We start from the raw sequence: 20297 nt of genomic DNA, 5'->3' as shown, positions 1-20297 counted from the left end.
GCTACACCTCCCAATCTGTCTTGGCGATCACCGATGCGTCCCTCGTGCTGACAGGAACAAACGGAATGACCGTCGTCGGCTCTGACAGCTGTGTGCGATCGGTCAGCAAACCGCGGTTCTCCCGCACCGACCAGTTGACGAAGGGTCCGAGAAATTCTTGCACGCTGCTTTGGTCTATTCGAAGCATGAGCAGGGCATCAATGAAGCCCTCTCCACCGAATCCGATATGTGAGCTGAAGGTCGCCGCGTTCGCCCACCAACCCAGGAGATGAACGTGCTTTGCTGATCCCATTCGCAGAATTTGCTGAAGATCTTCGGAGGGCTTGCGGGCGAACATGTCTGGAACGTCAAGAGCCGTGGCACGGTCCAGCCCGAATCCCAGAATGTATCTCGGCTCAGACTCGGCTTCCCTCGAATCGAGTTCGGCGACGAGCTCCTGGAGGTAATCCGCCACCTCTGCACGCGTGACTCGATGCACTGGATAGCCGATGCTCTCCATCAGCGAAAGCCACTGCTCGTGGTTGTTCCGCGCGAATACCGGTTCATCGAGCAGGTCCAGGCTCACGAACTCGGCATTGCCAGCAGGATGCTGCAGCGCCAACGAGATCGCGGCGGCCTGGAGAGTTCCGATGGCGTTGTTCGCGGCTTCGACTTCCTGCTCAACGCCGTTGGCTTCCCCGGCACCGAGGATGGCGAGGTGGCGACCGGGCTCCGCTGCCAGAGAGATGCCAAGAGGCTGGTCGGTCACCGCGATGGGATAGCCGAGCAGTGCCACTGCCGAACCACTGGACTTCGCCAAGCGCGAGCGCATGCTGAGAAGCGTGCCTACTGCGTCGCTAATGTGGATCCGCCGGCCGCCATCGAATACCTGCGGACGTTCTACCCGAGCTCGTGTTTCCAGCCACCAGCCGCGCTGCAAACTTGCTAATTGGCTGTCCTGGGCGACCGCGACGGTAATCTGCCTGTTGGAGTCGATGAGTCCGTAGTCGAGATTGAGGATCGCTTCGCCCCTCATCCGAAGCCGAGCAGCCCCATCGTTGCCTAGACCCAACGTGGCAAACGATTCCTGGGCGGAATTCTTCAGCGCGAGACGAATGGGGAATTGCGCATAAATCCCGTCTTCACGGGTCATCAAAGCCGCAACTCCGGAGATGGTCTGAGATGCCAGGATCAGGTGGACACCGTAGGAACGGCCACGGCGGGCGAGCCCTTCGAGCAGCTGCGCTGCTTCCTCAGCAGTTTTGTCATTGGGGTCGAACATCATATGGAACTCGTCGATCATGACCACTATTCGTGGCATACCGGCCTCTGGCACAGCGGCTCGATATTTCGCGATATTGTCTCCAAAGGGGCGGAAAAGCCTCGAACGTCGGGCGAACTCGGCTTCGATGCGCTTGAGCACCGCTACCCCGAACTCGCGGTCGCTTTCCAGCCCCAGAACGCGGGCGTGCGGAAGGAAATCGGGAGATCCTGGCGTCGGCGCCATCGGATAGAGCGTCACCCCCTCCTTATAATCAAGGAGATAAAATTCCAGCTCATCCGGTGAGTACCGCTGCGCCAAGCTGTGGATGATCACCTTGAGAAGATTGGATTTGCCCTGGCCGACCGCGCCGGTGATCAAGATGTTGTGTCGTTGGTCCCGCTCGTCGCCTAGGGTGACGTCGGCAATATTTGGTCCGGCAAGCCCAATCGAGAACCGCAGTCGTTCGGCACTGCTCTCGGTCCACTTGCTTTCAAGCTGCTCAACGCGTTCGAAGGCTACCGAGGGAACTTTGACTGAAGCTGCACTCGCGACCAGCTCATCAACTTCGCGAACCAGTGCAGCGGAGTCCATTTTGGGCACTTGGAGCTCATATTCTGGGTGACGCGTCCAGCGCAGCATCTTGTTCTGCTCACGAATGCTCGTTGTCAGCGAGTTCAGCGAGTCTTCACGCCACCAATCGGGTTTCCCTTCGCTGCCCGGTGAAGAGGCAAACACGAATGCCACCCCAGCGGTGATGCCTGATTGGGCAAGAGCCATTACTTGGCGGTGCAGCGATTCTTCGATGCCCACTGGGTAGTCAATGAGAATCACCAGTTTGAATCGTTCAACCGGATGACTTGCTTTGGCCCGGAATTCGATCAGCGAGGACGAAACTCCGCGCAGCATCTCGTTGATCCGCTGAATATCTCCGGATAGCCTGCGGATTTCGCGTTCGAAATCAGAGGCTGAGCTCACCACCTGCAATGACTCGTCCGAAATGCCGCGCAACGTGCTAAACGGCGCCATCACGGATGAAAGGTTCGGGTCGTAGACGAAAACGTCCAGCTGTCCTGGCGCCGTGCCGCTGAGCGCTCTCCAGAGAATATTCTCGATCACGTCCCTGCGGCACTCGGCTGAAGCTTCGAGGCCCACGTTCCCGTGCCCGAATAGTGGTAGCAGGAACGGGGCGCTGATCTTCGAATTCACTCCCGAAGAAGACCCATCAACGCCAAGGTGGCCTAAACCAATGTACTGAGCAACGTCAAGCGGTTCTCCGTCGCTTCGAAGGAGGAACTCGGCAATGTCACGGGCGCGCAGGCTGTGTTCCGTTACCGCCTGCGCGGCCTGGTTTCGGGCGATCGCCTGTTGCTTTTCGAGCACCGCTTGCGCGCCCTGATAGGCAATATCCCGTGCGTTGCCGGCAGTTGATTGGGCTGCTTCGAGGGTACCGAGCAGTCTCGCATGCGAAGTTCTGAACGCTTGCGCTGCAGCATCAAGCTTAGCCATCGGCTTGGACCGCCACGGTTACCTGCGCAGGTCTGAGGAGCCGGTCGCCCAGCAAGTAGCCCGTGCGTGCGACGGACACGATGCTGTCGACCGGGAATTGCTCGCTGGCGTTTACCGTGCCGATGATCTGGTGCACGCGCGCGTCGAAGTCTCCAGAATCGTCGACCTCGATCAGGTCTCTGCGGAAGAACACCTCCAGCAGCTCCTCGGCAACTGAGTCATTCAGCTCCAGCGTCGGGGGCTCAGCCCGCAACCTGTCCACCGCCAATAGAGCTTCTTTCGCCAGCGACTCGAGCTGGCGATAGCGAAGCACGTCGGTGGTAGCGCGCGATTGCTCCTGCACTGCCTCTATCAGTGACTTTTTGCTTTTGTCTTCGAGCAGTCGCCGCTGGAACAGATCACGGAGCTGCTCGACTTCCTCACGCAGTGCGTTAATCGCCTCGGACACCATAGTTGGATCTTGGTCGCTCATAGCCATCTACCCTATTGAAGTCCGGTTTTGCGGACGTAGGCGGGAGCCTGCTTCCGAGTCCACTTCCATCCGGGCATTCTCCGCCAGCGGATCACAAGCACTAGCGCCCCGATGTAAGCTGCGATTACAGGCACCATGATCCAATCAGGGGGAACATCCGGGTAGCCCATGGCAGCTGCGACGAACCACAGCATCAGCAAGGCTGCTATCACGGGCAGACTCAAAAATCCTAGGAGTTCGCCTAGACTGCCGTAGCGCAATTTCACCTTCTCGGCCCGCTCGGCGATCACTTTGATCTCATCCAAGTCATTTCGAAAATCTTTATCGTCGATCTTCAGCGATTCGATAACCGAAAGCTTCTCCTGAGTGAAATTAAGCTGTTTCTCGGTCAGGATGGTCCGTGATCCATCGTGATAGATGGACCAGGTCTCAGTGCTCATGTCGGCCAGCGCCGCACCGTAAAGGTACCGGATTGTCTCGTCGTCAGGTAGTTTCTCATAAGCGCTCTTGAGATGCTTGTAGGCCTCGTCGGTATTCCCCAGAGCGCCTTCGGTGTGGCCGACGAACGCTGCATAATAGACGTTCCCCGGATCGAGCTTGCTAGCCTGCTTGTATTCAGGAAGGGCCTTGGCCCAGAGCTCGTTGCCGTTATAGAGATCGCCAAGTTCCGCGTGATAGGAAGCATCATTTGGATTGAGGCGGATAGCCTCACTGAGTTCGAATTCAGCATCGGAATCGTTGCCTAGCTGCGCGGAACTTAATCCACGGATGAACCACGCCTCCGGATTTTCGGACTGCTGGCTCGTAGCTTCACGCGCGGCGTAGTTTGCTTGCGAGTTGTTGCCTCGAGCGAAATAATCCCGTGCGGTCTGCAGCCAATCCCGACCCTGAGCAGGGCCGGATGTGGGTTCTGGGGACGCAAGCTGCGCATCGAGTTGGGTATCGTATTCCCGACGCTTCGAGGCGTCGAGCAAGAGCGACTCCGCTTCGGCGATATTCTTGATCGTCTGCTCGGCCAGTTGGCGGGTTTCCAGTTTCGGGTGGCCAGCGCGAGGCGTCCATTCTCGCCTTTTCGCGGCGATCGCCTTCTGCACTTCTTCGGCGCTGGCATTCCGGTCGATGCCGAGAATGTTGTAGTAATTGTCAAGGGCCATGATTAGGCTTCTCCTTACTTGGACGTCGGGCGTTACTGGACGGAAAGCGACGAGATCTTGGTCTTCGCGGCCTTGAGCTGGTCCTCAGTGAGGTTGGCCAAGCGGTCAACCTCGAACGTCCCGAGAGACAGATGAGTCGTGAGGTCAGTTACTTCAACGAATACCGTCTGGTCGATGTCGTACGCGTAAGTCACACGCAGCGGCGCACCCTCCGGATACGGCGGGAGTGCAATGTCCTTCGAACCGATCTCCACCACATAGTCCAGGTTCGTTTCATCTCCCTGGGTCACCTGCACGAGCACCGACTTTTGGTTTGCCTGAACCGTATAGACGGTAGTGCTGAACTTGGCAGGGATCTTGCTATTGCGCGGGATCACCACCTGATTCACGTCGCCGCTGTTTTTTCCTTCGAGCACGATGACCCCGAGCCCCTGGGAAGTGACATCGGCGATGACCGGCGATTTACCGTCAAAGATTGTCAGGTCCGTTCCCGCAGGAATAGCTTCCTCCATGGCAGCCTGAATAGCCGCGCCGAGCGTCACTGCCTCATCCGGACGCACGGAGCGGTCAGCTGGCCTTCCCGCCAACCGCTCGATGAGTTCACGCACCATCGGCATCCGAGTCGATCCTCCGACTAACAGGAGGTGATCGAGGTTCCCCCAAGTAACTGCAACCTCGCTCAGCACGAACTCCGTCAAATCCTTGGTGCGGTTCAGCAGATCTTTGGTGATTCGTTCGAACTCGACGCGTTCAACCGGTACGCGGTATTGGGCACCCCCGGCGGAGACATGCACTGTCGTCGCGGCAACAGTAGTCAGGCTTCGCTTCGCCATTTCGGCCTTTTCACGTAGCGATGCGACCTGCACCGAGTCGTCGAGCAGATCGCTCGGACCACCCTGTTCCTTGATCTTCTCGGCAATGTATTCGATGAGTTTATTGTCAAAATCAAAGCCGCCGAGCATTCGATCGCCATCGGTGCCCAGCACATCGAATCCGGTATCGGTGATCCGCATCAGGGTCACATCGAATGTTCCCCCGCCAAGGTCGTAGACAAGCACGAGACCTCGCGCTGAAGTATCAACACCAAATGAAAGCGCCGCAGCGGTGGGCTCATTGAGTACACGCAAGACGTTCAGCCCGGCGATAGCCCCAGCGTGCTTGGTCGCCGTGCGACGGGCGTCGTCGAAGTAGGCGGGTACGGTAATGACCGCGTCCTTGACCGGCTCACCAAGGGCGAGTTCAGCGTCTTCCTTCAGACGCTTCAGGATGATCGCAGAGATCTCCTCAGCGGAATAATTGCTGCCACTTGTGGAAGTGAAGCGCCAGTCCGAGTCACCTATATGTCGCTTGACAAACTGCACCACGTCATCCGGTGCACTTGCTGCCGAGTGCTTTGCCATGGTTCCCACAAGGGGCTCATCCACACCATTTACTTCTTGAAACAGGACGACTGAAGGAGTGATATCTTCTCCGTCACGGTTCCGGATTATCTCAACTTCACCGTTGTCCTGCAGTACTCCTATTGAGGAGTAGGTGGTGCCTAAATCGATGCCCACTGCCCGGGTAGCCATCTAAGCTTCTTCCAACTTCTTAATAACCCTCTTGGCTAGTGGCCATCCGGAGCTGGCCACCATCCCGTACCGTGCCTTCCATTCAGACATCCAGGCGACAACATGAGTCTTTCCATCATCGGTCGTAGAGATTTTCACGGAGATTGTGGCACCGCTGTCGTTGAAAGAGCGTCTCTTCTTATTGATGTCCCCCAGTCCATGAACGTCGGCCCACAGTAGACCTCCGAATGAAGACTCAACGATTTCTGTTGCTCTGGCCCGACTCAGTCCTACAACAGTTTCGTGTTCCTTTTTGGCAAGGGAACTTTGCCAATAGCCCAAAACAAAGAGGCCAGTAATTGCAATTATTAAAACTAAGAAAATAGCATCCATTTGTCAGAATCCCCATAATTCATTAAATAATCCATGAATAAACATTTTCAATGGAAATTGATGTGAACGGCTCGAACCAAACCAATACGTACCTTGCAGTCAGGTGGCGAATTTAAACCGATCAGCCTACTTAGTGCAGTTTCCGAACTTGCACTGATGGCGAGAAGTGTCCATCCCATGAGCAATGGCCTCATTGCAATACGGGCAACGACCGTTCGTATTGTTGACTTTCCCCTGGCAAGCGCATGCCATAACAAACCCCTAAGATTGCGATTGTCTCTTTCGTACATAAGATCATGGGGTTTTGACTTACCCAAGAGTAGGTAATCGCTTGTACTGCCATTTGGAGTACAAAGGGATTTATATTACCTCTACGCTACAAATTCGCTTTTGGTTCATATTTCATTAATTCCGAGATGCCGCAGTGATCTCTGCCATTTAGTCGAGGTGAGCCCATATTCTGGAGTCGGCGAAGGAGCTGCCGATCCGGACTTATCCGGGGACATCCGAGGACCAGAAGTAATGTGTCACAGGTTCCCAGAACTGCCGTGCTCCAACCAGAAAGCGATGCCGAGCATCCCGGCTCAGGAGTCCGTCAAACTAGGCGGAAAAGAAAAATACTGCTGGGTCTTCGTGCCTAAGATATCGGCGACACTTCCGCATCGACCCGTCCCTGATGAATGCTGGCCAGGCTGGGCCCAAAGGCGTTTACAACGAAGCAAATGAGACCAGCTCATCTCAAAAGATCAGATATCCAGAACTCAAGATTTCAACAACGAGAAGCTGATGCCAACGGCCCATGTTGCGAAGCACACAACCTAGTGCAGGAGTAGTAGTCAGAGCAGTTGAGCTCGCAAACTTCATAGCACTAGAAATAGAAATGTTTTCAGTCAATTACAGCCCTGGCGGTGGACGGTACCTGTAGAACGAGGCCTACTCGTTCCGCCAGCCTGACCGCGGATCGTTACTGATAACTAAAGTCAGCGAGTAATTTGGGGACGAGCCAGTTTTCTCGGATATGCAAAAAGGCCGGACCGAAGTCCGACCTTTTTCACTGTGCGCCCCTCGGGACTTGAACCCGAAACCTACTGATTAAGAGTCAGTTGCTCTGCCAATTGAGCTAGAGGCGCCCGCTGCGATGTTCTAGAAGCTTTTTATGCTTCGCGCTTTCGCAACGAGATAAAACTTTACCAGCTTTCGCCCGGAGTGCAAATCGAGAGGGGCGCTCCCTCCGGTGACCTTCGTTACAGCAGATGACTTGGGGTTATTTCCCTGAGCATCATCAGCTTTATACAGTGAACCCATGAATACCCAACGCACGGTTTCCTTTCCTACCCAAGAACTTCTTGATGCTGTTGGCGAGCTACCAAGCAACCTCAAACCAGTTATTTGGGACTTGGTAAACGAGCCGACCACGGATCTTTGCGAGATCGACATTGCGATCTTCCCCTACATGGCTTCCCCGCACAGCCTGCGCAACATCAGTCAGGCGCCAAATGTCACCCACGTTCAAACCCAGACCACCGGCTACGACGGAATGGTTGACCTCGTGGGAGATCGAGCTAGCATCACGACCGCCGCCGGCGTGCACGCGGCAGCCACAGCAGAGATGGCACTTGGGCTTGCCATCGCTTCGCTTCGAGGCTTCCCGCAGGCGGTTCGCGATCAAAGCAAAGGCCTTTGGAACCCCAAACAGTGGACTGGATTGGCTGACCGAACGGTGGGCCTTGTTGGGGTCGGCGGAATCGGTGAGGAGATCCGCAAACGCTTGGAGCCCTTCGAAGTGAATTTGCTTCGCTTCGGATCCCGCGCCCGCACCGATGAGCATGGCCAGATATTTTCCATTGACCAGCTGGCTGAGCACGCCAGTGACATCGAGGTGCTAATCCTGATTGTTCCGCTCAACGACTCCACCCATCATCTAGTGGATGCGCACTTGCTCGCCAAACTTCCTGACGGGGCATTGATAGTCAACGTGGCGCGCGGCCCGGTGGTTGACACCGAGGCGTTGGTCGCCGAAGTTGCCTCCGGGCGATTGTCGGTCGCATCTGATGTTTTTGATCCCGAGCCACTGCCGCAGGACCACCCTCTGTGGCAATGCCCGAACGCGTTGATCTTGCCGCATAACGGCGGAAACACTGCTGCTTTCTTCCCGCGCATGGTGCGGCTGCTCAAGCGACAGCTCACCGCATGGTCAAAGGGCGAACTTGGCGAGAATGCTGTGCATCAGGTCACTAGTTAATGCTTTTTAGCTAACAATTTGATTCCACTTTGCGGCACCTCCGAGAGTTCCAAGGGGTGCCGCTAGTGGCGTGCGCTATCTTTGATAAATACCCAGTCCGTTCACCGCCATGAAAGCTGCCGGTCCACCGCGGTTGGGAACCATGAGTTATCAAGAGGAAGACGAGCCACCACTGTGCCTTCGAAGCAACAACATCTCGTGACGCGACGCTTGCTGCTCACCGGATCGCTCGCTGCGACAACACTGGCGCTGGCTTCCTGCACGAATAAAACTGGCGAAGGCGCAGCCTCTGCCAGCGCTTCGGCAAGCGAACCTGCAATCCCCCGCACCTTGCGTCTGGCAGCTTCCGCTCCCCCGGTGTCCTTGGATCCCGCGTTGGCCAATGACAACGAATCATTCCGCATCACTCGCCAGGTCTACGAGACGCTGATCTCGATCGATGCGAACACCGGCAGCCCGATTGCCGGTCTCGCCGAGGCATGGACCGAGAGCGAGGACGGCCTACGCTATACATTCACCCTCCGTCGCGGGGTGCTCTTCCATGACGGCAGTGAACTCAATGCCGAAGCCGTCGTGGCGAACTTCAACCGCTGGGTCAAGCTACCCGAGGACCTGCAGCTGGGTTCCAGCCAAGGCTTCATGCACGTCTTCCACCACGAAAAAGACATTCCCAAGCTACCGACCGAAGCAGAACTGACTCTCAAGTTGGAGGGCGGCACGGCCGCCACCGAGGAGCAGAAAGCTGCCGAGGCCCAACGTCTGGCCGAACTGGAGAAGCTAAAGACTGTCTATGCCCAGGATCTTTTCACCGGCAAATCCCAAGGCGGCAGCGCAAGCTACTTTGCCGGCATCGAAGCTACCGAGCCATACGTTTTCACCTTGAAGCTGCGCCGGCGCCGTGCGGGGCTCATTGAGGCGCTCACCTTGCCAGGCATGGCAATTGCCGCACCCAGTTCGCTCACCGGGGGCCCAAAGAGCAACCCGAGCGAGGCGCTGCTCACCGCTCCTTCCGGAACTGGACCCTACAAGTTCGTTTCCAACGATCAGGGCACAGTGAAGCTGGAGCTGTTCGCCGACTATTGGGACAAGTCGAAGCTCAGCAGCAACCCGAATCATCCAGAAGTTGTGATGGTTTCCCCGATCCCTTCCCCGTACAACCGCGAAAGCGCGCTGATGGCCGAGGAAATCGACGGGTTCGATATGGTATCCGTGGACATCATGCGTACCTTGGTTCGCAATGCGAAGGTCATCGTGCAGCGCGACCCGTTCTCAGTGTTGTATCTCGGACTAGACCACCGCAACAAGTGGCTAGCCAAACCGGAATTCCGCATGGCCATCGCCCAAGCGGTGAATCGCGGACAAATGGCCGACAACCTCTTTCTGCAGGGTTCCAAGTCTGCCCAGAGCATCTTGCCTCCGGCCTTCGGCGTCCCCGATCCAGAAGGAACGCTGAACTACAGTTCTGAAAAGGCCAAGCAACTGCTGGCGGACATTAATTACAAGGGCGAAACTATTGAGTTCGCCTACCCGCTGCGGGTCTCGCGAAACTACCTCCCGCTGCCCGAGCGCACCTTCGCCCAACTGGCCGAAGATTTGGCGGAGGTAGGCATCCGGATCAAACCACGCCCCATTCCGTGGACCGACGGCTACGTGGATACGGTGCGTTCAAAAGAATTCAACGGGATGCACCTTCTGGGCTTTTCCGGTGGCTACCGGCTGGAAGATGACTTTATCTCTGGGATTCTCGACGCAAAAGAGCATGAGTTCGGATACACCTCCAAGTTACTTGACTCACAGGTTCTGGTAGCTCGTTCTCTGCCCCCTGGAGAAGAACGCACGGCAGCCATGACAGCCATTTTGGCCACCCTGAACACCGATCTACCGCTGGTCCCACTGGTATTTCCGATTTCCGCGTTGGCCTTCAACCCGAACGTCACTTACTACCCTTCCTCACCCATGCTTAATGAGAGTTATCTCGACGTGCAGATGACCAACTCACCAGCACTTTCCAGTTAACGATTTTTAACCGATGCTCTACTAGGTCTAGTCTGTAGTAGAGCAAAGTATCACTGTCGATGGAGATCCTCGTGCCTTCTGAAACGTCAACCGAATCTTTTGACGTAGTACTAATCGGTGCCGGCATCATGAGTGCCACCCTTGGCACCATGATCAACCAGCTGGAACCAACCTGGTCTATTGGTCTTTTCGAAAACCTCGACAAGGCCGGAGAGGAATCCTCCTCACCATGGAACAACGCAGGTACCGGTCACTCGGCACTGTGCGAACTGAACTACGCCCCGGCCAAGGCCGACGGAACCGTTGACCCAGCCAAGGCAATCGGCATCAACGAGCAGTTCCAGGTATCCCGCCAGTTCTACTCGTGGGCCGTTGAGAACAAGCGCGTCGCAGACGCCGGTTTCATCAACGCGTTGCCGCATATGTCCTTCGTCATTGGCGAGGACCACTCCAAATACCTCCAGGCTCGCTACGACGCCTTGAAGCCGAACGCTTTGTTCGGCGAAATGGAGCACACCAACGATCTAGACACCATCAACGAGTGGACCCCGCTGGTCGCCAAAGGACGTGACGCTTCCCAGAAGGTTGCAGCCTCCCGCGTGGCCTCGGGTACGGACGTTGATTTCGGTCGCCTGACCAAAGACCTGACCAACTCGCTGGGCGCCGCAGGCGCGTCGGTGAACTACGGCCACAAGGTCAAGACCCTCAAGCGCGATGGTGCCGGCTGGGAAATCACCGTCAAGGACAACGCCAGCGGTGCTGTGAAGACCGTAAAGGCGAAGTTCGTCTTCGTCGGCGCCGGTGGCGGCGCTCTGTCGCTGCTGCAGAAGTCCGGCATCGATGAGATCAAGGGCTTCGGCGGATTCCCGGTCTCCGGTCAGTTCCTGCGCTGCACCGATGACGCGATCATCGACCAGCACCACGCGAAGGTTTACGGCCAGGCTTCGGTCGGCGCCCCACCGATGTCCGTGCCGCACCTGGATACCCGCTTCGTTGACGGCAAGCGTTCACTGATGTTCGGCCCGTACGCCGGCTTCTCGATGAACTTCCTGAAGTCCACCGGGCAGATGGACCTGCCGCTGTCGCTACGCCCGCATAACATCATCCCGATGCTTGCAGTGGGCAAGGACAACATGTCGCTGACCACGTACCTGATCAAGGAGGTGCTCAAGTCACGTGCCAAGAAGGACGAAGCACTGGCCGAGTACTTCCCTGCGGCAGATGGCTCCCAGTGGGAGCTGATCACCGCAGGCCAGCGCGTACAGGTCATCAAGAAGGATGCCAAGAAGGGCGGCGTCCTGCAGTTCGGCACCGAGGTCATCACCTCCTCGGACGGTTCGATCTCCGGTCTGCTCGGTGCCTCCCCAGGCGCCTCGACCGCGACTCCGATCATGGTGGGCCTGCTCTCGCGCTGCTTCCCGAAGCAGTTCGCAGGCTGGGAAACCAAGCTCAAGGAAATGATCCCTTCCTACGGCACCAAGCTGAACGAAAACCCGGCGCTCTACGCCGAGGTCAAGGCAGCCACAGATAAGACTCTGGAACTGAACTAGCAGGTAGGAGCCGTCAGGCGCCTTGCCAAGCTGAATATCTAAAAGCCCGGTTAGTCGTTTTTCCTCGCATTGCGTCGAGGGACAACTAACCGGGCTTTTGCCGTCCCTTGACGGATCTGAGCTTCTCTGAGCATCCCGAGAGCCAGCCAAATGGGATTGATACCGGGGAACTTCGCCAACTACAAGCCGCGAGGTCCTCGTCAATTTTCTACCGCTCGTCCATCTAAAATTATAAAAAATGGATAATTCCATTCGAGCTCTTTACAGCCCCGCTTCTTCGGCCCATACTGGCTACAATACTTGGGAAGTATTGACAGCATTGGGGATTTCTCCGGGTTTTGGCTACCCCGGAGATTATTGATGAATTTGGGGAAGGAAGAACCAGCCATGCTCGCAACTTGGGGAAATTGCGCTGCTCCGCGGCATCACAACAATCACTCGGGACCAATCGAATCAGAGCCCGAAAGACCGTTGCTATCTCGACGCGCCTTCGGCATCACACTGGGGGCCTCACTCGTCTTAGGCGCTGGCGGCATTGCCGCGCTGGCAGCAGCCTTTGCCGCCGGCGGTCCATTGGGTTCCACCACCGTGCTAACCAGCTTCGGACAAGCTCGGATATCCCGAGCCGAACGACAGGCGCGCCTGGCTTCCGGAGCTTCCACTGGAGGCGGCCATGCCGGACACCAGTCAACCGTTGATGGAACACGCCAACCGGTGAATATGACATTCGGTGACCATCTGCTCCTCCAGCTAGAGGTATTCAACGAAAGCGACGAGGACCAGATGTTCTCGCCCGGGTTGCTGCGCGTCAAAGGCAATAGCCAACCGTGGCTCGTGGTCAACCGCTGGAATGATCTGACGCCGGGGCTCTTGGCTCCGGGGGCGCAGGTCAAGGCCAATATCAGCTTCCTGGTTCCTTCCGATGCCACGGCGTTCACCGCCCTGTTCGATGACATCGCAGATCCGAGCGGCAAGCCCATAGAACTGCCACTGCCCGCCGTGAACTGGCGTCCCGGATTCCTGGAGGAACTCCATGCCTAGCAACAATGAACTCACAAATACAACGGGCACGGAGAACGGACCCGCACTGCGTCCAGGAGGCATTGATCGGGCCGACGCCTTAAAGCTCGGTGCAGCAGCAGCCATCGGAACAGCTGTGGCCATGGCTACGGCACCTCGTCCAGCTGCGGCCGCACCACCGCTCAGAGCACGAGCACGGGTTCCGGTAGCGGTCACTCCGTTGCCGGGAGTCTTGGATCTCTACATCAACGAGGGCTACACCAAGATGGTTGATGATTCACTGGTCTACCAGCGAGGATTCGGCGACCGCCCTACATTGCTCCGGGATGGGCAGCCTTCATTGCGCATCACCCCTAAGGTCTTCACCCGGGACGGGCGAATCATCGATTCGCGGAGCTACCCGTTGGACGCCGAGCTTCCGCCCAATGGGACTCCGGGGCCGGCCGGACCGGACCCTGCGAACCCGGGCCAGTTCTTCATCAGGCGCAATTACTGGGCCAGCTTTTTCCCAGAACGGACCATGATCGTTGAAACCGGTTCAAAGGTGCGATTGCGCGTTTTCAACCGGCTTTCCGGATCACACCAGCTCACGGTGTCCCATGGGGCGCACCGCCAGGATATCGGGACCGGACCGATTCCTCCGGGCGGGGAAGCAATGCTGGAATTCGACGCACCGTATGCTGGCACCTACATCTACTCCGATCCAACCAATGCGCCCGTGCAGCGCGCTCTGGGACTCTTCGGATCGATTATTGTCATTGATCCAGAAGATGCTTGGCGGGTTGCGCCGAACCAGATGGCATTTGAAAGGCAATGGCTGTGGGTGACTCATGCGATTGACACCAAGTGGGCAAATATCGAGGCTGCCGGCGGAACGGTTGATCCGCTAAAGGACCCCGCCGTTCCCCGCTATTTCTTGCTCAACGACCGCAGCGGCTACGAGGCGCTGGGGCATTGCCCGGACAATACGACCAACCGGTTGGCCCATGAAGAGTCCTTGATTTCCGGATATCCGCGGCAGGTCGATGTCCGCGATTTCGGCGAGGACTTGACGCTGGGCACCATCCGCGGCGGCCAGGCAGTGAGGATGGTCAATGCCGGAATCGCAAATCACCAAATCCACTTCCACGGAAATCACTTGTGGACCGTGCGACGCAACAACGTCGAATGGCCACGTGAATTCGGGTACGTGGATGAAGAAGGGCACGTGGTCTTGCAGCAGTGGGAGGACGTCGTAGAGCTCGAACCCATGGACCGCAAAGACTGCATCATTCCGATGAAGCGTCCACCGGATGCCACCGATCAGGTCTGGTATGCCCGGACCGAGAGCTGGAAGTACCCCATGCACTGCCATGCCGAGATGTCGCAAACCGCGGCGGGCGGCTTGTACCCCGGCGGGTTGGTTGCCCACTGGGAGCTCAAATCACCTGTGACTGGAGGTTAAGACCATGCGACCACCATTTTGGGACGCGCTAGGCGCAGCTGTGGGCTCGGACCGCAAACGGCGCTCGGACGACGATGACGACGACGACGACAAGAAAAAGTCCTCCAAGAAGGGCAAGGAAACCAAGTCGCCGAAACCCACACCCACGCCTAAATCACGCAAGAAGCCCAAGCCCACGAGGAGTCCGAAGCCGAAACCAACGAAGTCCTCGACGCCGAAACCTTCACCATCGAAGACTTCAACGCCGACGCCTACCAAGTCTTCATCGCCGACGCCCACGCAAACTTCGACGGCGCCCTCGCCACGGCCCACGAGCGCCTCACCGACCGATGATGATGGCGAGGAAAGGGAGTACGACTCCCAAGCAGATTTTTCCTCTCACCAGATGCAGCAAGACACTCCGGAGACGTACTTCCGACAAACGCCGCACTTGTCCGTCGATTTGGACCTTTCAAGCCGCGACCTCGTTTTTCCCGATGGCGCGGAGTTTGAAATGTGGGTCTTCCATGAGTCAGACGGTGAACGTGGATTCCCCGGCCCAACCCTGCGGCCGACGGAGCGGAATATCTTCCATGCCAAGGTGGAGCCCAGCATGGGGCCACACACCATCCACTGGCATGGCATGGAGCCGGACCCGCGGAACGACGGGGTGGGGCACACCTCGTTCGAAATTGATGACCACTACACCTATCAGTGGCAGCCCGAACCAGGGCGTGCCCACGATCCGAACTACGGCGCGGCAGGAACCTATTTCTACCACTGCCACGTCAACACCCCGCTCCACGCCCAGATGGGACTGCTGGGTCCACTGGTCATCGATCCCATCGTGCTGCCCGGCTTCCCGGTTTCCCCGGGAAACCGGCGAGCCTTTGCCGACGGACCGGAGTACGACATCGCCACCGAATCATTGATCATGCCGTTCTCCATCGATCCACGGTGGCACGAGCTGGGGCATGCTGCCGGCCTGTCCGGTGAAGACGTGGGGCTGAACCGTTTTGAGCCCACGAACTTCTACATCACCGGCGGCTTGCTGGCCGAGCGCAAGGAAGGCGAAGAGGAGGTGTGGGCACCGAAGCAGCTCCCCATCAATGTCAAGGGAAATGGGAAGGCACCAAGCCTGATGCGCTTCCTGGACGGCAACTACCTGCCAAACAAGATCTCGTTCCTGAACGAAGACGGAACGCCGGCCCGCATTGCAGAACTCGTGGCCCACGACGGCAGGCCCTTCCGGCACACCGCTGCCCCCGGGGTGAACGCAATCCCGACCAGCATGCATCCGGATCCTCGGGCGCACCTGTTCACGCACACCCTCACCATGGGTGCCGCCGAACGGTACGACCTGCTCCTGCACCCGCCCACGGCCGGAACCTACACGCTGAAAATTGAATGGAGAAATTGGATCACCGGCGCGAAGCTGGCTCACCGGGAGCTGAAGCTCATCGCCACCTAATTGAGCACAGCGCCAGTGGTGTTCCATTGGATTTTCTCTTGAAATCGTGCACGCAAGGTGCTGTGCTTGCATTGAATACCCCGGCCTTCCCGGATGCCTAGACCGACCTGGCATCCGGGTTGACCGCGTCCGGGGACCACGCGAAGTTCGCTCGCTGGGCAGAGGAAGGGCCATCCGGGAAGGACATTGCCATGCATGGCCACGGCTACCTCAACGCATTGCAGAGGGCTAAGAGCACCGTCTACGGACCGGAACGGGAAAAGATCGGCACGCTGGGGAACATCTTCATGGATGCGTCCACCGGTGACGCCGACTTCGTCACCGTCCGGCTCGGGCTCTTCGGCACGGAGGAACTACTGGTCTCCCTCAGGGGTGCCGTTTTCACGGACGGCCATTTGCAGCTTCGGTACACCCAGGAGGCCATTCGGCACGCCCCGAGAGTGGATCCGAATTCGCAGCTCAGGAGATCCGAAAAGGCACTGCTGGATAGGTACTACGCCGCGATGGATCCCGACACCGGCGACTAGATCTGGATTCCCCATGCGGCGCAAGCGGAAACCGGCGCGGCAATTGGTGCGGCGGCCCTTTGGACCCTCGTACGAGTGGTTCGCATGCCGGAGAGCCGATCCTGGAAAAACCCAGGGGACTCCCCCATGAGCGGTAGCGAGAGTCTTGCCGTGGTGGTCAAGAGAAAACACCGCGCGTTGAAGTCGATCAACGGTTAAAGCTACACCGGCGGAACCGAAGGGACTGCTGTCGGCGAGGTGCTAGTAATCCATTCGGATGATTTTTGCGTGCTTAACATCTCTCCGTGACTGTTGAGCAATGACAACCAACTAAAGTTGTGCTCAGACCCACCCCCTGCGACACAGCTAGGACCACACACGCATGCAGCGCTTGGCCATCTTGTCATTGAAGAACCGGGCGCTCATCGCGCTTATCACGGTCTTCGCCGCCGTCTTCGGCGTGATCTCCATGGGATCCCTGAAACAGGAACTCATCCCCTCACTGGAGTTTCCACAGATCTCCGTGATGGCCACCCAGATGGGCGCAAGCCCAGAGGTGGTCGACGAACAGGTCGCCGCTCCGCTGGAAACCGCGCTGCAGGCCGTTGAGGGTCTGGAATCCTCCACCGCCACCTCGCAGACCGGGTTCACCCGCATCGCGCTGACCTTCGAGTACGGCACCGATATGGACCGCGCCCGTGCACAGGTGGAACGCGCGATCTCCAACGTGAAAACCGAACTTCCCGATGACGTGGAACCCACCGCGCTGGCCGGCTCCATTGCCGACCTTCCAGTGCTGATGCTCGCGGTCTCCTCGAACGAGTCCTTGGAAGCGCTGAACGATGATGTGGAACGCCTCGCCCTGCCGAAGCTGCAGAAGATCGACGGGGTGCGCGAAGCCGCAGTCTCCGGCGGCGCTTCCCAGCACATCGCGGTGATCCCGGAGGATGGCAAGCTCAACCAGGCCGGATTGAGCATTGCCGACCTGAAGGACGGCATTGAGAATGCCGGTTCCCCTATGCCGGTGGGCAATATGGACGTCGATGGGCTGCAGCTTCCGGTGATCGCCGGCTCCTCCCCTGACACTTTGGCTGCCATTGAAGACATCCCGCTGGTGACAGACAACGGTCCGGTACTGCTCAAGGACGTCGCCAAGGTCTCGGTCCAGGCCGATGAGGCCACCAGCGTCACGCGCACCAACGGGGATGAGACCCTCTCGATCCAGGTGACGAAGACCCCGGACGGAGATACCGTCGCGATCTCCCACGCGGTCACCGCGATGATCGCGGACCTGGAAGCCGAGCTTGGCAACAAGGCGGAGATGACCACCATCTTCGATCAGGCGCCATTTATCGAAGACTCCATCAGCCACCTGGCGCTGGAAGGCGCACTGGGCCTTGGCTTCGCAGTGATCATCATCCTGATCTTCCTCTTCTCCGTGCGCTCCACGCTGGTCACCGCGATCTCCATTCCGCTATCTTTGATGGCCACCTTCATCGGCATGAACCTCTTCGGGTACACGCTGAATATGCTGACCTTGGGCGCGCTGACCATCTCCATTGGCCGCGTGGTTGATGACTCGATCGTGGTCATTGAGAACATCAAGCGCCATCTGGCCCACGGCGAGTCCAAAGCCCAGTCCATCTTGCTGGCGGTCAGGGAAGTTGCCGGGGCAATTACCGCGGCGACCCTGACCACCGTGGCGGTGTTCCTGCCGATTGCAATGGTCGGCGGCCTGGCCGGGGAGCTGTTCAGCCCCTTCGCAATGACCATGACCATCGCCCTGCTCGCCTCCCTGCTGGTCTCGCTGACCATCGTTCCGGTGCTCGCCTACTGGTTCTTGCCGCACCGCCCGGGAACCGGGGCCACCCGCACGGTCCATGTGGCAGAAGACAAGTCCTGGCTGCAGCGCGCCTACGTGCCGGTGCTCAACGGCACGCAGAAGCACCCGGTCATCACGCTGCTGGCCTCCGTGCTGATCCTGGCCGGCACCGTGGCGATGACTCCCCTGCTGAACACCAACCTGCTCGGCTCCACCGGGGAGAACTCGATCTCCATCACCGCGAAGATGCCTTCGGGCACCGCGCTGAACACCACCTTGGCGGAAGCCGAAAAGGTGGAAGCGAAACTGCAGGACATTGAGGGCCTGGAAGATGTGCAGATGACCGTCGGTACAGCCAGCGGCATGGCGGCGATGTTCGCCTCCGGCGCGGATACCGCAAGCTTCACCGTGATCACCGACCCAGATGTCGATCAGGAAGCGCTGACCAATACGGTCCGCGAGCAAATCCAGGGGCTTGATCTGTCAGAGGATCTGGACCTGAGCTTCGGCTCGAACTCCTCGGCGATGATGTCCAGCGATGTCACCGTGGAGGTCAAGGCCCCGGATGAGAATATCCTGCGCGAGGCCACCGACAAGCTGCGTGCAGCGTTGACCGGCACCGAGCATGTCACCGAGATAACGGATAACCTCTCCGCGGAACGCGAGCAGGTTTCCATCGATATCAATGCAGATCAGGCAGCCGAGGCCGGGTTCACCGAAGCTCAGCTTGCAGGCCTTGTCGCCTCCCAGGTATCTCCCGTTCCGGCCGGCACCCTGCGTCTGGACTTCACGGACATGACCGTGCAGATCGGCGAAGGCATGGATCTGAACGGATTGAATAAGCTGCGCGAACTGCAGATCCCTACCGCCACCGGTCCGGTGCAGCTGCAGGATCTGGCAACGGTTGAACGCACGAAGGTAGTCCAGCAGGTCACCACCTCCAATGGTGAGCGCATCGCCACCGTCACGCTGACCCCGGCCGAGAATATGCTTGGTGCGGTCTCCGCGGACGTCACCGAGCGCCTGAACTCGGTGGACCTGCCAGAGGGTGCCTCGGCCGAAATCGGTGGCGCAGCCACCGAGCAGGCCGAGTCCTTCAACCAGCTGTATCTCGCCTTGCTGGCGGCTATCGCGATCGTCTACGTGATCATGGTGGCAACCTTCAAGTCGCTGATCCAGCCGCTGGTGCTGCTGGTCTCCATCCCGTTCGCTGCCACCGGCGCTATCGGCCTGCTGCTGATCTCCGGCATCCCGCTGGGATTACCATCGCTGATCGGCATGTTGATGCTGGTGGGCATCGTGGTGACTAACGCGATCGTGCTGATCGACCTGATCAATCAGTACCGCAGAGACACCCCGGAGCGGCCTGCGATGCCGCTGGATGAGGCCATTATGCAGGGCGCCCGCCAGCGTCTGCGCCCCATTCTGATGACCGCGCTGGCGACCATCTTCGCGTTGGTCCCCATGGGTCTGGGACTCACCGGCCAGTCGGGGTTCATTTCCCAGCCACTGGCGGTCGTGGTCATTGGCGGCTTGGTGTCCTCCACCTTGCTCACCCTGATCCTGGTACCGGTGCTCTACCGTCTGGTGGAGTCCCGCAAGGAGAAGCGCGAGTTGCGCCGTGCGGCCCGTAAGCACTCCACCGAGCAGCACACGGCGGCTCAGGAACTTGCAGTGGCCATGAACGGCGCCACCGCGAAGGTCACTCCGGAGGCCCAGCAGACGCCGGTGCAGGTCAAGGAAAAGAAGCATGCCAAGCCAAAGCCTGAGGCGGCGGACAGCAAACCAGCTGAACCTCGCAAACCCAACGCGGTTCCGGGCCAGGTAGTCAACCCGCTGACCGGCCAGATCCCGGTCTCCCGCAAGGAACGCCGGGAGTTCGAGGAACTGATGAACAAGGCCACCCAAGAGCCTAAAGACTAAGCTCTC

General features: G+C 58.4%; 13 protein-coding genes and 1 tRNA gene. 8 read left to right on the top strand and 6 right to left on the bottom strand.

Annotation, left to right across the window (positions count from 1 at the left end; genetic code table 11):
- Nucleotide 1: 1 nt before the first annotated feature.
- The 6 genes from LG294_RS06735 to LG294_RS06710 form a co-directional block, all read right to left on the bottom strand.
- Entirely contained in the window at nucleotides 2–2749 is a 2748-nt protein-coding gene (locus tag LG294_RS06735) for an FtsK/SpoIIIE domain-containing protein (RefSeq protein WP_404290728.1), read from the bottom strand.
- Nucleotides 2742–3221 carry a nucleotide exchange factor GrpE gene (grpE, locus tag LG294_RS06730; protein WP_404290726.1) on the bottom strand — a complete coding sequence of 160 codons (480 nt, stop codon included), beginning with the start codon at nucleotides 3219–3221 and terminating at the stop codon, nucleotides 2742–2744. The genes LG294_RS06735 and grpE overlap by 8 nt, the downstream gene beginning before the upstream one ends.
- 11 nt (nucleotides 3222–3232) lie before the next feature.
- Nucleotides 3233–4375, bottom strand: coding sequence for a DnaJ domain-containing protein (locus LG294_RS06725; RefSeq protein ID WP_404290724.1), 1143 nt, complete (start codon nucleotides 4373–4375; stop codon nucleotides 3233–3235).
- A 32-nt stretch (nucleotides 4376–4407) separates the two neighbouring features.
- The gene (locus LG294_RS06720) at nucleotides 4408–5946 is read right to left on the bottom strand and encodes an Hsp70 family protein (RefSeq protein ID WP_404290722.1); all 1539 of its coding nucleotides are present in this window, start codon (nucleotides 5944–5946) and stop codon (nucleotides 4408–4410) included.
- Complete coding sequence (locus tag LG294_RS06715; protein ID WP_404290720.1) at nucleotides 5947–6318, bottom strand: hypothetical protein; 372 nt, start codon at nucleotides 6316–6318, stop codon at nucleotides 5947–5949.
- Nucleotides 6319–7375: 1057 nt separating this feature from the next.
- Nucleotides 7376–7448 (bottom strand) — tRNA-Lys (locus tag LG294_RS06710).
- Between the two features lie 173 nt (nucleotides 7449–7621).
- Here LG294_RS06710 and LG294_RS06705 point away from each other — a divergent pair.
- From LG294_RS06705 to LG294_RS06670, 8 genes are all read left to right on the top strand, one after another.
- Nucleotides 7622–8560 carry a 2-hydroxyacid dehydrogenase gene (locus LG294_RS06705; protein ID WP_404290718.1) on the top strand — a complete coding sequence of 313 codons (939 nt, stop codon included), beginning with the start codon at nucleotides 7622–7624 and terminating at the stop codon, nucleotides 8558–8560.
- A 198-nt stretch (nucleotides 8561–8758) separates the two neighbouring features.
- Nucleotides 8759–10576: an ABC transporter substrate-binding protein gene (locus tag LG294_RS06700; RefSeq protein WP_404290716.1), complete on the top strand. Its 1818-nt coding sequence runs from the start codon at nucleotides 8759–8761 to the stop codon at nucleotides 10574–10576.
- Nucleotides 10577–10635: 59 nt separating this feature from the next.
- Nucleotides 10636–12126, top strand: a complete 1491-nt coding sequence (locus LG294_RS06695) for a malate:quinone oxidoreductase (protein ID WP_404290714.1) — start codon at nucleotides 10636–10638, stop codon at nucleotides 12124–12126.
- Between the two features lie 387 nt (nucleotides 12127–12513).
- Nucleotides 12514–13167: a hypothetical protein gene (locus LG294_RS06690; protein WP_404290712.1), complete on the top strand. Its 654-nt coding sequence runs from the start codon at nucleotides 12514–12516 to the stop codon at nucleotides 13165–13167.
- Nucleotides 13160–14590 carry a multicopper oxidase domain-containing protein gene (locus LG294_RS06685; protein WP_404290710.1) on the top strand — a complete coding sequence of 477 codons (1431 nt, stop codon included), beginning with the start codon at nucleotides 13160–13162 and terminating at the stop codon, nucleotides 14588–14590. Before LG294_RS06690 ends, LG294_RS06685 begins: the two co-directional genes overlap by 8 nt.
- 4 nt (nucleotides 14591–14594) lie before the next feature.
- Entirely contained in the window at nucleotides 14595–16040 is a 1446-nt protein-coding gene (locus LG294_RS06680) for a multicopper oxidase domain-containing protein (RefSeq protein WP_404290708.1), read from the top strand.
- A gap of 191 nt (nucleotides 16041–16231) precedes the next feature.
- Nucleotides 16232–16567 (top strand): hypothetical protein, encoded by a 336-nt coding sequence (locus LG294_RS06675; RefSeq protein WP_404290706.1) that lies wholly within the window; start codon nucleotides 16232–16234, stop codon nucleotides 16565–16567.
- Between the two features lie 361 nt (nucleotides 16568–16928).
- Nucleotides 16929–20291, top strand: coding sequence for an efflux RND transporter permease subunit (locus LG294_RS06670; RefSeq protein ID WP_404290704.1), 3363 nt, complete (start codon nucleotides 16929–16931; stop codon nucleotides 20289–20291).
- The last annotated feature ends 6 nt before the right edge of the window (nucleotides 20292–20297 follow it).

The organism is Glutamicibacter arilaitensis (assembly GCF_044793945.1).
GTDB classification, from domain to species: Bacteria; Actinomycetota; Actinomycetes; order Actinomycetales; family Micrococcaceae; genus Glutamicibacter; species Glutamicibacter arilaitensis_B.
This window is presented reverse-complemented; position numbering and strand designations above follow the sequence as displayed.

Coding starts and splice junctions, on each gene's coding strand:
- LG294_RS06735 (WP_404290728.1), bottom strand. CDS start 2,749: ATGGCTAAGCTTGATGCTGCAGCGCAAGCGTTCAGAACTTCGCATGCG.
- grpE (WP_404290726.1), bottom strand. CDS start 3,221: ATGAGCGACCAAGATCCAACTATGGTGTCCGAGGCGATTAACGCACTG.
- LG294_RS06725 (WP_404290724.1), bottom strand. CDS start 4,375: ATGGCCCTTGACAATTACTACAACATTCTCGGCATCGACCGGAATGCC.
- LG294_RS06720 (WP_404290722.1), bottom strand. CDS start 5,946: ATGGCTACCCGGGCAGTGGGCATCGATTTAGGCACCACCTACTCCTCA.
- LG294_RS06715 (WP_404290720.1), bottom strand. CDS start 6,318: ATGGATGCTATTTTCTTAGTTTTAATAATTGCAATTACTGGCCTCTTT.
- LG294_RS06705 (WP_404290718.1), top strand. CDS start 7,622: ATGAATACCCAACGCACGGTTTCCTTTCCTACCCAAGAACTTCTTGAT.
- LG294_RS06695 (WP_404290714.1), top strand. CDS start 10,636: ATGGAGATCCTCGTGCCTTCTGAAACGTCAACCGAATCTTTTGACGTA.
- LG294_RS06690 (WP_404290712.1), top strand. CDS start 12,514: ATGCTCGCAACTTGGGGAAATTGCGCTGCTCCGCGGCATCACAACAAT.
- LG294_RS06685 (WP_404290710.1), top strand. CDS start 13,160: ATGCCTAGCAACAATGAACTCACAAATACAACGGGCACGGAGAACGGA.
- LG294_RS06680 (WP_404290708.1), top strand. CDS start 14,595: ATGCGACCACCATTTTGGGACGCGCTAGGCGCAGCTGTGGGCTCGGAC.
- LG294_RS06675 (WP_404290706.1), top strand. CDS start 16,232: ATGCATGGCCACGGCTACCTCAACGCATTGCAGAGGGCTAAGAGCACC.
- LG294_RS06670 (WP_404290704.1), top strand. CDS start 16,929: ATGCAGCGCTTGGCCATCTTGTCATTGAAGAACCGGGCGCTCATCGCG.